17 protein-coding genes are annotated in these 12352 nt (G+C 65.5%); 9 read left to right on the forward strand and 8 right to left on the reverse strand.

Translation table 11 applies throughout. The annotated features are described in order from the left end of the window. Window positions 1-350 precede the first annotated feature (350 nt). A complete protein-coding gene (locus QW861_RS04540; protein WP_315826219.1) occupies window positions 351-908 on the forward strand; it encodes a PAS domain-containing protein in 558 nt (185 codons plus the stop codon). Window positions 909-1113: 205 nt separating this feature from the next. On the opposite strand, the gene QW861_RS04545 is transcribed toward QW861_RS04540, so the two are convergent. Beyond that, entirely contained in the window at window positions 1114-2100 is a 987-nt protein-coding gene (locus QW861_RS04545) for an MBL fold metallo-hydrolase (protein ID WP_316192747.1), read from the reverse strand. Between the two features lie 183 nt (window positions 2101-2283). Between QW861_RS04545 and QW861_RS04550 the strand changes: the two genes are divergently transcribed. The 5 genes from QW861_RS04550 (at window position 2284) to QW861_RS04570 (ending at window position 6477) form a co-directional block, all read left to right on the forward strand. After that, window positions 2284-2898: a PilZ domain-containing protein gene (locus QW861_RS04550; RefSeq protein WP_315714678.1), complete on the forward strand. Its 615-nt coding sequence runs from the start codon at window positions 2284-2286 to the stop codon at window positions 2896-2898. 332 nt (window positions 2899-3230) lie between these two features. Further along, a complete protein-coding gene (locus tag QW861_RS04555) occupies window positions 3231-3857 on the forward strand; it encodes a transglutaminase-like cysteine peptidase (RefSeq protein WP_315714679.1) in 627 nt (208 codons plus the stop codon). Window positions 3858-4082: 225 nt separating this feature from the next. After that, window positions 4083-4499: a hypothetical protein gene (locus QW861_RS04560; protein WP_315714680.1), complete on the forward strand. Its 417-nt coding sequence runs from the start codon at window positions 4083-4085 to the stop codon at window positions 4497-4499. A gap of 254 nt (window positions 4500-4753) precedes the next feature. Then, window positions 4754-5269 (forward strand): hypothetical protein, encoded by a 516-nt coding sequence (locus tag QW861_RS04565; RefSeq protein WP_315714681.1) that lies wholly within the window; start codon window positions 4754-4756, stop codon window positions 5267-5269. Between the two features lie 395 nt (window positions 5270-5664). Beyond that, the gene (locus QW861_RS04570) at window positions 5665-6477 is read left to right on the forward strand and encodes a dienelactone hydrolase family protein (protein WP_409977902.1); all 813 of its coding nucleotides are present in this window, start codon (window positions 5665-5667) and stop codon (window positions 6475-6477) included. Window positions 6478-6584: 107 nt separating this feature from the next. On the opposite strand, the gene QW861_RS04575 is transcribed toward QW861_RS04570, so the two are convergent. The 3 genes from QW861_RS04575 to QW861_RS04585 form a co-directional block, all read right to left on the reverse strand. Continuing rightward, window positions 6585-6737 (reverse strand): hypothetical protein, encoded by a 153-nt coding sequence (locus QW861_RS04575; protein WP_315715000.1) that lies wholly within the window; start codon window positions 6735-6737, stop codon window positions 6585-6587. Between the two features lie 130 nt (window positions 6738-6867). Next, on the reverse strand, window positions 6868-7167 hold the full coding sequence (locus tag QW861_RS04580; RefSeq protein WP_316192748.1) for a hypothetical protein: 300 nt from the start codon (window positions 7165-7167) through the stop codon (window positions 6868-6870). A gap of 158 nt (window positions 7168-7325) precedes the next feature. Then, window positions 7326-7805, reverse strand: coding sequence for a hypothetical protein (locus QW861_RS04585; RefSeq protein WP_316175593.1), 480 nt, complete (start codon window positions 7803-7805; stop codon window positions 7326-7328). 75 nt (window positions 7806-7880) lie between these two features. Here QW861_RS04585 and QW861_RS04590 point away from each other — a divergent pair, with 75 nt between their 5' ends. Together QW861_RS04590 and QW861_RS04595 are read left to right on the forward strand one after the other, a co-directional pair. Further along, on the forward strand, window positions 7881-8186 hold the full coding sequence (locus tag QW861_RS04590; RefSeq protein WP_315749454.1) for a hypothetical protein: 306 nt from the start codon (window positions 7881-7883) through the stop codon (window positions 8184-8186). Continuing rightward, entirely contained in the window at window positions 8183-8350 is a 168-nt protein-coding gene (locus QW861_RS04595; RefSeq protein WP_316164487.1) for a hypothetical protein, read from the forward strand. Before QW861_RS04590 ends, QW861_RS04595 begins: the two co-directional genes overlap by 4 nt. A 28-nt stretch (window positions 8351-8378) precedes the next feature. Here QW861_RS04595 and QW861_RS04600 read toward each other — a convergent pair whose 3' ends face one another. Continuing rightward, window positions 8379-8909, reverse strand: coding sequence for a gamma carbonic anhydrase family protein (locus QW861_RS04600; protein ID WP_316170253.1), 531 nt, complete (start codon window positions 8907-8909; stop codon window positions 8379-8381). An 83-nt stretch (window positions 8910-8992) separates the two neighbouring features. After that, window positions 8993-9322, reverse strand: coding sequence for a DUF6949 family protein (locus tag QW861_RS04605; protein ID WP_009027540.1), 330 nt, complete (start codon window positions 9320-9322; stop codon window positions 8993-8995). A gap of 196 nt (window positions 9323-9518) precedes the next feature. Here QW861_RS04605 and QW861_RS04610 point away from each other — a divergent pair, with 196 nt between their 5' ends. Continuing rightward, the gene (locus QW861_RS04610) at window positions 9519-10217 is read left to right on the forward strand and encodes a hypothetical protein (RefSeq protein WP_316192749.1); all 699 of its coding nucleotides are present in this window, start codon (window positions 9519-9521) and stop codon (window positions 10215-10217) included. A 448-nt stretch (window positions 10218-10665) separates the two neighbouring features. On the opposite strand, the gene QW861_RS04615 is transcribed toward QW861_RS04610, so the two are convergent. Both QW861_RS04615 and cysE read right to left on the reverse strand, forming a co-directional pair. Beyond that, window positions 10666-10878, reverse strand: coding sequence for a DUF3126 family protein (locus tag QW861_RS04615; protein WP_006611186.1), 213 nt, complete (start codon window positions 10876-10878; stop codon window positions 10666-10668). A gap of 266 nt (window positions 10879-11144) precedes the next feature. Next, window positions 11145-11975 carry a serine O-acetyltransferase gene (cysE, locus tag QW861_RS04620; protein ID WP_315714689.1) on the reverse strand — a complete coding sequence of 277 codons (831 nt, stop codon included), beginning with the start codon at window positions 11973-11975 and terminating at the stop codon, window positions 11145-11147. Between the last annotated feature and the right edge of the window lie 377 nt (window positions 11976-12352).

The raw sequence follows: 12352 nt of genomic DNA on the forward strand, positions 1-12352 counted from the left end.
CTTGCCGGCCTTTGCCGCGTCCGGAGCGCCCGGGGTCGTTTTCCCCACCCCACCCCGTCGCGACGACCAGACTTGTTTGACGCCGCCTGCGTGTAACTCACCGTATCGCGGCGGACCTTCCACCTTCCGGCCGCGATCTGATGAACGCATTGTTAACGATCGCGCGGCGGCCGCCAAGCTCATCGTTAATTTAACCTTAACGCGCGGAAGGCCGGGGGAAAGCCGGCACGATCGCACCATCGGCATGGACGCTGCACCACCCCTCCTGCGAAAACAAACCAGGGAGGCGCCTGGACGAAAGCGGGACAGCAATGTCCTCCGTGACGTCGAGGGCGCGAGGGATCACCGAGATGAAACATCCGTCCAATCGCGAGCTCTTCGCCTATTGGAACGACAGGCGCGGCCATGCCAAGGCGCCGGAGCGCTGCGACTTCGAGCCGTCGGCCGTGCGCGAGCTGCTCGGCGACATCTTCGTCTTGTCCTGCGATGCCGACAGCGGCTTTCCGTTCCGCATGGCCGGCACGCGGCTGTGCGCCCTGCTCGGCGGCGACGTCAAGGACAGGAGCTTTCCGGCGCAGTTCGCGCCCGCCAGCCGCCGCGAGATCGAGGAGATCACCGCGGTGGTCTGCGAAGAGACGCTGCCGGCGATCGCCGGCGTGACGGCGCAGGCGCCGGATCGCACGACCGCGCATTTCGAACTGCTGCTGCTGCCGTTCGCCGCCCGCGCGCATGAGCCGATCAGCCTGACCGGCCTGCTCGCCCCGTTCGAGACGCCGCAAGGCGCGCTCGGTCCGCTGGAGATGGTGTCATGGCGCTACATCCATCCGCCCGCCGGACCGATCGTGCCGCGCGCGTTGCGCAAGCTCGCGCTCGCCCGCGGCCTGATGGTGTATGAGGGACTGCGCTGAGTGCAGCGCCGATTTCGTGGCCCGGATGAGCGCCAGCCGGAGCCCGAAGGGCGCAGGCGAAAGCGACATCCGGGACAGACCATCCTTACATCGCGTGCCCGCGTCGAAGCTGTCGCACGCCGACGGTGAATCTCCGGCGGACAGACGTCCCCGCATGTCGCTGCGCTCATGCGGGCTACGGGATCTGGGCTGCCGTCCCGCCTCCTCAATGTGAGCCGGTCAGCGGCGTGATCGGACTGCCGTCGGGCGCAAACGCGGCGACCTGATCCGAGATGACGAACGACGTGAGATCGCGCCCGACCACGAGCGGGCCCTGATAGCTCGTCCGCGTGCGCGCGATCAGCGCCTCTTCGGGCACGTCCCGGACCGGCTTCACGGTGGCGAACACGATGTGCGAGTAGACCGCCAGCTTCGGCTTCGCCTCGGTGAAGATCCTGCCGGCCTCCTCCGGCGAGGTGTGATGGTCCTCGATCGCACGATAGTTCGGATAGGTCTTGATCAGTTCGGGATCGATCACCGCCACCTCGTGGATCAGAAGATCGGCGCCCTCCGCCGCCTTCTCCACCCGCGGATCGGGCTTGGTGTCGCCGGACAGCACGACCTTCTTGCCGTCGAATTCGACGACATAGCCGAGCGCCGGCTTGATCTTCTCGCCGTGATTGACCTCGATGGCGCTGACCCTGACGCCGTTGCGCTCGTAGACGACACCCGGCCCGATATCGGCCGCGGCGAAGGCGACGCCTTCCGGCGGATAGTGCTCGTCATCGATGCGGATGCGGATGTCCTCGGAGAAGGCCTTGGTGAGATTCTCCGTCATCGCCACTGTCCCCTGCGGTCCGAACACGACCATCGGCCCCTTGCGCGAGGCCCAGGGCGTGCCGATCCAGCCGCTCAGCCACATGTCCGGCAGTCCCACCACGTGATCGGAATGCAGATGGGTGAGGAAATGCGCGGTGATGCTGCCGAGCGGGATGCTCTTCTGGAACAGGCGGATCGTGGAGCCGCGTCCGAGGTCGAACAGCAGCCGCTCAGGCCCGGCCTCGATCAGGGTCGAGGCGCTGAAGCTCGACAGCCGCGGCGTCGGCGTGCCTGTCCCGAGCAGGGTCACCTTCATCTCGGCTGCCGCGGCCGGCGGCGATCCAGCCACCACGCAGACCACGACCGCCACGACGGCTCCCAACAAGCTCCGCATGAACGTCTCTCCCATCTCCGTTGGCGTCATTGGCGCGATGTCGCGCCTGCCCATTCTATCAGCTCGTCATGGCCCGCGGCAGAGTGCTGCAGGAGCACAACGTAACGCTGAATTAACCGTGAAGGACTTAGTTTCAACACTGGATCATCCGGCACGCTAAGAGCCGGCTTTGAGTGGCGAAACATGGCGTTGCCGAACAAAAAACTCTCTCTTCCGGCCGCCGAGGAGCGCCGCCGTTTCCAGCGGGTCAAGGTCCACCTGCTCGGCCGCTACATGCTGCCCGACCGGCGCGAGTTTCCCTGCCAGGTGATCAACATGTCGCCGGGCGGGCTGGCGCTGCTCGCGCCCGGCATCGGCAATGTCGGCGACCGCGTGATCGCCTATCTCGACCATATCGGCCGCGTCGAGGGCAAGATCACCCGCATCATCGACAACGGCTTCGCCATGACGATCGGCGCCACCGCGCGCAAGCGCGACAAGCTCGCCGCGCAGCTGACCTGGCTCGCCAACCGCGACATCCTCAATCTGCCGGAGGATCGCCGCCACGACCGTATCATTCCGCGCAACCCGATCGCGGTGCTGACGCTCGAGGACGGCACCAAGATGACCTGCCGCATCATCGACATGTCGCTGTCGGGCGCGGCGATTGCGGCCGAGACCAGGCCGCCGCTGAAATCGCAGGTCATGCTCGGCCGCGTCCAGGCGCGCGTGGTGCGAAATCTCGAAGGCGGCTTCGCGATCGAGTTCACGCACGCCCAGCTCGCCGAAACGCTCGAAGACAGCGTTACCGCGCGGTAAAGCCGCAAGCCTCTGAAATCCCGCAACTTCACGGAGCACACGGCGTCCGCCACCACGGGCGCCGTGTGGCGTTCGGCCAGCGCACAGGTGATCCGGCGCAGTTAATAGTTGACGGGAAAAGCGCAGGGGACCCTGCAACGGCAGCGGTTCCCGGCTTAATGCAGCGCATTCGATTCAACCGCGAATGATTCAAATTTTAGCTAGATTCGATTCAAGTGAAAGTCGAATAAGCCCTTTGTTTTACTTGGATTTGCGTCAAATCCATCGTGGCGATTTAGCGGCAGCGAAAAATCTTTGTGAGACACATGGTCCCAACGAAAACGGGGGCCAAAATGGTCAAGCGGACGGGACAGGCAACGGGGTGGGCGGTCGCAGCCTTCCTGATGGCGATGGGCGGGATGGCGCATGCCGGTGATGACCGGGTGCTCTATGCGAGCCTGGGCGACACCGCACGGGCGCCGATCGGCTGGGTCGAGTTCTGCACCGAGGCGCCCGAGGAATGCCGCGGCGGCGCGTCGCAGCCCCGCGACATCGTGCTGTCCCAGACCGCCTGGCGCGATCTGCTAAAGGTCAATCGCTGGGTCAACGAGAACGTCAAGCCCATCACCGACATGGACCATTGGGGCGTGGTCGAGAAATGGTCGCTGCCGACGGACGGCTACGGCGACTGCGAGGATTACGTGCTGCTGAAGCGCAAGCTGCTGATCGATGCCGGCTGGCCCCGCGAGGCGCTGCTGATCACGGTGGTGCGCGACAAGAAGGGTGAAGGACACGCCGTCCTCACCGTGAAGACCGACAAGGGCGAGTACGTGCTCGACAATCAGAACGAGAGCGTCGTCGCCTGGACCGAGACCGGCTACCGCTTCGTCAAGCGGCAGTCGCAGAGCGACCCCAACGTCTGGGTCTCGCTCGGCGACGGTCGCCCGGCAGTGGCCACCGCCAGCGCCAGAGAACGCTAAGGCGTCCGCAAGCGCTGATCAGAGAGGCGAGACACGAATTCGAGTTACGCGACCCGGTCACATCCCCACCCCTCCCCGTCCCAGACCGGTTCGCGCGCGGCCAGGCCTCCCCCAAGGCCTGGCCGCAACTTTTTTTGGCCTTGCTTTGACGATATGTCGCAGGCGGGGCGCGGCAACGGCCGGCCAACCTTGTTTTCCCTCGACCGTCGGGTTTAGGTTTTCGGCATGATGATGATCCTGCGAAGCGCGACCTTGCTGGCCGCGGCCCTGACCCTGGCGAACTGCTGCATGTCCGGCGCCGGCTGCTCGGGACCGCTGGCCGCGGCGGGCCCAGCCGCGCCGGCGATGGCCGCTACGCCCGCGGTGATTACCGCGCAGCCGACGAGCGCTGCGGCCGACTGGGACGGCCGTGTCGCCACCTCCGACGCCGACACCGAGATGGTGACGGAGCCGGACATCGGCACGTCGCGCAAAGGCGCGAAGCGCCGTGGCGACTCGCGGGTCGACGTGATGTCCGCGCAGTCGAGCTCCGGCTATCGCGGCCGGATGAGCTGGGAGGAGGAACAGGCGGCCGACCTCGCCGACGAGGCCCGCCTCAAGCAGAAGCTCACGATCTGCCGGAACTGCAGCGCAACGCAGTAAGCATTTGTCCGGCCGCAGTTTTCGGCTGGTCGCGACCGCGCCCCGGAACCGGCGTGGTGCATGCGGCGGGCGCGCCATTTCGGGCTTGCAGGCCTCGCTTTTGTCGGATTTCCTAATCAAAACCTGACGACTTGGTTCGTTCGCCAGATGCACGATTTGCGGGCTGGGCGGACAGCGTTCTCTGCTCGAGTTTTTCGCCTCTCCCAGTTTTCGGGAGGAGCATCCGAAGCTTTTTCAATTTGGGTGGTTTCGTGATGAATCCGGTGACGCGCGACACCAGACGCTACCCCGAGAAGCTCAGCCCGGCCCCCGTCAAGGGCGCCCAGCCGATCGCGCTCGCAGCCGCGACGCTCGTGGTGCTGATCGCGGGCATCGGCGGCATCATGTTGTGGCGTGCCTATGGCGGCGCGCCGGAAGCCGAGCGCGGCGCGGTGACGCGGCAGTTGCAGGCGCGCACGGTGCAGGCGTCCGAGCAGTTGGTGGAGAAGACCAAGGGCCTGGAGGCCACCCAGCAGGAATCGATCGACCAGTTGCAGATGATGCAGGAGCAGTTGCAGAGCATGCGCCGCCTGCTCGCGGCCCAGCAGGCCGACACCAAGCGCCTGTCGGACCAGGTCTCGACCCTGAAGGACTCCATCGATGGCCTGCGCCAGTCGTTCGCCAGCACGCAGAGCTCGGAGCAGGCCGCGCCTGCTCCACGCAACCGCAGCATCCGCGCCCGCGCCCATGCCAGCCGCGGCGGCCATCGGCATCGTCGCAACCGATCCTGAGACGGCCGGTCCCGACGCCTGCTCGTAGAATTCCCGCCGAATATTCCCAGGATCCTGTGAAGTGCTTCACAGATTGAAACCGGGAGTCACGCCATCCTGCCTTCACCGGATGGCGAGCCAATTTCAGGATGGCACAGGGCCAATTTCAATATCCGGGGCTGGCAAGGTCGTTGGCGCCATACTGCGCCGACGGCCTTGTTTTTTGTGGCGGCGCGTTCGACCGCCCGGAACGGATCCGACGCCGCGGCTCTCCGGCTGGTGACTTGCTTTTCCCCGTCAATTCTCGGCTCAATGCGCCCGTAAGACGCAGAGGAGCCCCCATGTCCGCCGATCCAGCACTGACGTCCGATGTCATCGGGCTGACAAAAGTCGCCCCCTTCTCACGCCGCGGCTTCATGACCGCGTCCGCTGCCGTGACGGCCGGCTACACGCTGGCTGCCGGCCCGGTGCGGGCCGAGGTCATTACCACCGACACCAGCGGCCTGAATGCCGGAGATGCGAAGATCAAGGTCGGCGACCGCGACATGCCGGCCTATTTCGCGCGCCCCGCCAGCGCCAGCAATCCGCCCGTCGTGCTGGTCGCGATGGAGATCTTCGGCCTGCATCAGTACATCAAGGACGTGACGCGCCGTCTCGCCAAGCTCGGCGCGCTCGCCGTGGCGCCGGACTACTACTTCCGCAGCGGGACCGACCTCACCAAGATCACCGAGATCAAGGACCTGCTGCCGATCGTGAATGCCAAGCCCGACGCGGAGCTGCTGTCGGACCTCGACGCGACGGTGGCCTGGGCCAAGTCGCAGGGCGGCGACACCTCGCGTCTCGGCATCGTCGGCTTCTGCCGCGGCGGCCGCACCGTGTGGGAATATGCGGCGCATAGTTCGGCGCTGAAGGCGGGCGTTGCGTTCTACGGCCCGCTGATCGATCCGCCCAATCCCGCCTGGCCGAAGAGCCCGACGCAGCTCGCACCCGAGATGAAGGCGCCCGTGCTCGGCCTCTACGGCGAAGCCGACACCGGCATTCCCGTCGCCAGCGTCGAAGCCATGAAGACCGCGCTCGCCGACAACAAGAAGACCGCTGAGTTCAAGATCTATCCCGGCGCGCCGCATGGCTTCCACGCCGATTATCGCCCCAGCTATCGCAAGGACGCCGCCGAGGACGGCTGGGCGCAGATGCAGGCGTGGTTCAAGAAATATGGCGTGCTGAGCTGACAGCCGCGGCCCGGGCGAGCGAACCCGTCAGACTGCGCCCGCGAGGCTTCCCGCATGTCGCTTGCCGCATGTCGCTTGCGTTCATGCGGGCGCCGGACCGTCGGCTGCTAGCGCAGGCGACGATCGTCGCGACGGATCTTCGCCAGCTGCCTGCCGCCCTGCTCGAGCTCCCAGGCCATCCAGACCAGCGCGGCGCCCAGGCTGACGACGACGCCCATGAAGACAAACGTGAGTTCAGGGGATGTGAGTGTGTTGATCATGCCTGGATCCCATGCAAGCGTTGCGCCAGCTACTTCTCCGCCGCCGCTCCGCCGATCGGAGCGGCAACAAATCGTCACGAGATGTCGTTAAGGCGAAGTGACCGGATCGGCCGGTCGCCTCGCCCAAGCTTCATTCACACACCTCGACGTTGCGGAAGCGCCAGCCGCGCGCTGTCCGCACACGCTTGCGGGCGACGTAACAGCCGCCGAGGTCCTCGTAGGTGTACGGGTAGTAATAGGGATAGCCTCCGTATCCGTAGTAGCCGGGATAACCAAAACCCAAGCCAAACCCGAGTCCAAAACCCGGGCCAAAGCCACGATGGCCGAAGCCATGATGGAAACCGCCCGGCCCGTGCGCCGACGCCATGCCGGGCATCATCGCCGCCGCGATCACGGCCCCCGCCAGCAATCCCATCAATCTCTTGCGCATCTATCCGTCTCCAAATTCAACCGGCATGACAATGTCATTGCACTCGGTACTGTCCATCGAATGTCTCTAAGCCGGATTTGGAACGGCGCGCGGGCAACCCCGCTCACATCTGCGCGATCTCGATGTCGTTACGTGACGTCCGGAGCCGCGGGCAATATTCAGCAACCGCGGCAGATGCTCTTCACCTTCCGGTCGGCCGTCTTGTTCTCCTGCTGAACCTGCTCATCGGTATCACTGGCGCGGTTCGGTCCCGTCGCCGCGGTGCCTCCCGCTCCACGACCCACGCCGGTCGTGACGCCGGAATTGCTCGACCCCACCCGGCTTGCGCCCGAGCCGGACGACTGCGCTGTGCCGAGGCTGTTAGTCCCGTTTGCAGCTGCCGCCCCCGGTTGCGACAGCCGCGAGGGATTGCTGCCGCTTCCGGCTTCGTTCTGCGCGTTGCCGAGACCGGCGACGTTCCCTGATCCTGCAGCGGTACCGGTCGTGCCGATGCCGGCGGCTCCCGCGCTCGCCGCGCCACCCGCGCTCGCTCCACCGCCAGCGCCTCCCGCACCGCCGCCACCGCCTTGCGCGAACACCGCAGTGGCCGTGCCGAGGCCTGCAATCACGATCAAGGTGCCCAATGAAAACCTGGCCATGGGACCGTCTCCCTTTACACTTCAACCCAGCCGGACGGACCGCGTTCCGGAACGAATGTTGATCGGAGAGGATTGATGGGGCGAGGAGAGCAAGGAGCCGTGCGCAAGCTGATCGCCTTCGACGAGGACACGTTCGACAAGCTCAAGCAGCTCGGCCGCGATCAGATGCTGAGTCTGCAGGACCTCGCCGACGAGGCGTTCATGGACCTGTTGGAAAAGCACGGCGTGCCGGCGGATCTGAAGGACGCGCTGCGCAAGAGCGCTGCGGAGGATGGCGATGGCGCAGGCAAGCCTGCGCGCAAACGCAAGAACGAGCCCGACGACAAGTCCAGAAACCAGTCGAAGCACAAGCCGAAGCAGAGGAGCAGGACGTCAGCATGAGCACCGACCCCGATCCGTTCGAACAGGGCGAGCGCGCCGCGCGCGCGAACATTCCGGCCGAGGCCAATCCCTATCAGGACGGCAGCGAACAGCATGCGCTGTGGGCGAGCGGCCACGAACGTGTCGCCAGCGCAGTGGAGGCAGGCGAGTCCGAAGGGACGTGAAGAATCTCCGACTCCATCGGCCGTGACGTCAGCCGATCTTCTTCAGACCCTTGGTGTAGCGCGGTCCCTTGGCGACATAGGCCTTGGCCGCGATGCCCATGCGCTCGACCTGCGCCGGCTCCAGCGTGCGCACGACACGCGCGGGCGCGCCGATGATCAGCGAGTATTCCGGAAAATCCTTGCCCTCGGTGATGATGGCGCCGGCGCCAACGACGCTGCCACGGCGGATATGCGCGCCATTCATGATGATCGAGCCCATGCCGATCAGGGCATCATCCTCGACCGTGCAGCCGTGCAGGATCACGTTATGGCCGACGGTGACGTTGCGGCCGACGCGCAGCGGGAAGCCAGGATCGACGTGACAGGTGGCGTTGTCCTGGATGTTGGAGCTCTCGCCGATCTCGATCCAGTCATTGTCGCCGCGGATCACCGCGCCGAACCAGACCGTGACCTCCTTGGCGAGCTTCACCCGGCCGATCACGGTGGCATTGTCGGCGATGTAGTAGTTGCCGTCCGCCGGCAGCTCGGGCGCCTGCCCGTCGAGTTCGTAGATGGCCATCGAGGTCTCCCGTTCGCAGGCGACCTTGGCACAGCCCCCAGAGCGATTTCAAGCAAGCGCCGCTGCGGCGCCCGGCGCGGGAACTAGGCCAGCACGCCCGCGGCGCGCAGCGTCATGACCACGAAGGTGCCGCACATCATGCTCCAGAAGCCGGCGATCACGGTCGCCAGCATCACGAACTCGAAGCGACGGCGCTCGATGCGGGCGCCGCGCAGCGTGTTGCGCATGATGATGAAGGGCGCGGCGAACACCAGGAATGGCACCGCGGCGAACCGCCGGGGCGTGACGCCCTCCTGCAGCAGCTCGAATCCCGGCGGACGTTCGGCATAGGCCTGGTAGCCGCTCGCCAAGGCGCCGGCCAAGGCGAAACCGATGAGGAGCGAGAACAGGGAATTGAACGCCTCTGCCGACATCGTACGCACTCACACGCTTGCAGAACTGACCGATGCTGGTTTGGCAAAAAGCGACCGCGCCCGCCACATTATCCTTAAGGAAGGGTTAATGGCGGCCGCGGCCGGTGCGCGTCTCCCTGCAGGTAAGTTTCTGCAGAATGCCGCATCGCCATGGCATAGTCGGCGCTGATTCGGTCCTTGAGATCCCCTGCCCGCCATGACGATGTTTTCGGTCCGCAGTGCCCGCCCTTCGAACGGACATGGCCATGCCGTGCCGATCATCCTGGGCTGCGTGCTGGCGGCGGCGGCAATCGCGCTGGTCGCCTACCTGCTCTGGCCGACCTGGCGCGCCGGCACCTTCAAGGGACCCGAGCGCCTGCCGGTCAGCATCGGCGGCACCGTGTTCAACGTGCCGACGGCCGCCATCCGGGTGAAGATCCAGCGCCATACGGGGCCGCAGGAGCGCGTCGATCTCGGCTTCGAATATCCCTCGCTCACGCCGCCCGAGGCGCCGCATCACGTCAGCGCCGACCAGATCGATCAGGCGCCGCACCCGATCGATCGCATCTTCGTCTCGATATCGGCGCATCACGACGCGATGTCGCCCGAGACGCGACTGAAGACGATCTATCCGCGCTATCTCAATCCGACGGCCGTGCCGGTGCAGGACGGATTGAGCATGCGAAGCTTCCGCGCGGGCACAGCGTACGACATGGAGGATCTGTTCACGGCCGAGCAGCCTTTGCTGGTCGCCCGCTGCACGCGTGATGCCGCCACGCCGGGCATGTGCCTCAGCGAGCGCCGCGTCGAGGGCGCGGATCTCGTGTTTCGCTACCCCCGCAGCTGGCTGTCGCAATGGCAGGACGTGGCGAGCGCGATGGAGCGGCTGACTGCGCAGATGCACGCGGTGAAGTAGGTCGTAGGCAATCGTTGAAATCGTGGCCCGGATGAGCGCAGCCCGCGCACGGACGTCGAATGTGAGAGCTGCCAAACTCTCTCCGATCGTCATTCCGGGGCACGCGAAGCGTGAGCCCGGAATCCATACTCACGAGCGGATGTTGGGGCGACCACATGCGCCACGACCATCGCGCGTCTCACGCCGTCCTGGGGCTATGGATTCCGGGCTCGCGCTTCGCGCGCCCCGGAATGACGGCGTGGATGGAAGCCGGGCTCATCCGCGGACGGATTGCGTGCTGACAGCGTGTGCGTAAGCACGCTGGAGCCGGTCTGCGGGAGCTGCTCTCTCAACCCGCGCGAGCGCGCCCCTGGGCGCGCCTGCACCACGATTCGTTCTGGCAACGCCGCCATCTTCGCAAGCGTCCCCGCATGCGCTTCGCGCTCATGCGGGCCGCTGCATCCGGCAACTACTCGACCAGATCGTCTTCCAGGATCGCCATCTGGAACTGGAACGAGCGGTCGTCGTCCTCGTCGTCGACGAACAGCACGCCGATGAACTCTTCGCCGATATAGACCTCGGCGGAGTCTTCCTTCTTCGGCCGCGGCACCACACGGATCTTGGGATTGCCGAACACGCGCTTCAGATACGCGTCGAGCTTCCTGACTTCCTGAACGTCCACGGTGATCTCCAATCGACAGCGAGGTTTGCAGATGATGCGGACGTTGCAGCGCGAACGTCCGTGTCCTTATGAGTTCGACATTCCAGCCCATCGATCGAGGCAAGACGAGCCGGCGATGTCGAACGACCTGAAAGGGACGCCGTGGATCTCACATTCATTCCGCCAAGACAAACGGCGGATCGTCAAATCCACAGACGCCGATGTGTTGGCACGAAATTCCCTGGATGAGAAGGTCTTGACTTCGCTGTCGCCGACGCGCTCGCGGCTCAGATCCCGATCGCGTTGATCATCTGATCCATGGTGCGCGACGGCTCCGCACAACCGGCCTCGCCGACGATCTTCGCCGGCACGCCTGCGACGGTGACGTTGTTCGGCACCGGCTTCACGACGACTGAGCCGGCGGCAATGCGCGCGCAATGACCGACTTCGATGTTGCCGAGCACCTTGGCGCCGGCGCCGATCAGCACGCCGTGACGAATCTTGGGATGCCGATCCTCGTTCTCCTTGCCGGTGCCGCCGAGCGTCACGCCGTGCAGAATCGAGACGTTGTCCTCGATGATGGCCGTTTCGCCGCAGACGAAGCCGGTGGCGTGATCGAGGAAGATGCCGCGGCCGATGCGCGCCGCCGGATTGATGTCGGTCTGGAACACCGCCGAAGACCGGCTCTGCAGATAGAACGCGAAATCCTTGCGGCTCTTGCGGTACAGCCAATGCGCCAGCCGGTGCGTCTGCAGCGCGTGAAAGCCCTTGAAGTAGAGCAACGGATCGATGAAGCGCGTGGTGGCGGGATCGCGATCGTAGACGGCGACGAGATCGGCGCGAAACGCATGGCCGAGGTCCGGCTCGTCGCGCAGCGCGTCGTCGAAGGTCTGGCGGATCAGGTCGCCCGACAGCGCGGAATGATCGAGACGATCGGCAACCCGGTGCACGACCGAATCCTCGAGACGGCCGTGGTGCAGAACGGTTGAATAGATGAAGGTCGCAAGCTCGGGCTCGCGACGCACGATCTCTTCTGCCTCGTGGCGGATCCGATCCCATATCGGATCAAGCGTCGCCAGCTTGCTGCCCTGCTGCGGATTGGTCTGATGCATAGCCATGGCTGCTTCTCGCAGTTTCAGTGGGCGGGCCTTATAGCACGGCGCATGGAACGATGTCCTCAGCGGGCTGCGCGAGGCCGGGGATCCATTCCAGCCAGCCTGCCTCCCAGAGAACACGGGATTGAGACATTTCCGTTACGCCCCGCCGGTGACGTCCCGGTTGCGCCGCCATGCCATTCGGCACCGCGTCGGCTCAAGGTGGGCAGCAGGAACCCAAAATCAAGACGATCACCGGGGAAGCAATCCGTTCCCGCCCCCTGGAGCACCCTGCGGGAGGGCGGGTGGGGCGGATACCGGTGGCTGCGGCAAAAAGGAACCACCCGGAGGATCGAAGGCCGGCGGCCCCCCGTTCGATCACGGGATCGGCTTTACCATCC

This window comes from Bradyrhizobium sp. SZCCHNRI1029, assembly GCF_032487555.1.
In the GTDB taxonomy this organism is placed as follows: domain Bacteria; phylum Pseudomonadota; class Alphaproteobacteria; order Rhizobiales; family Xanthobacteraceae; genus Bradyrhizobium.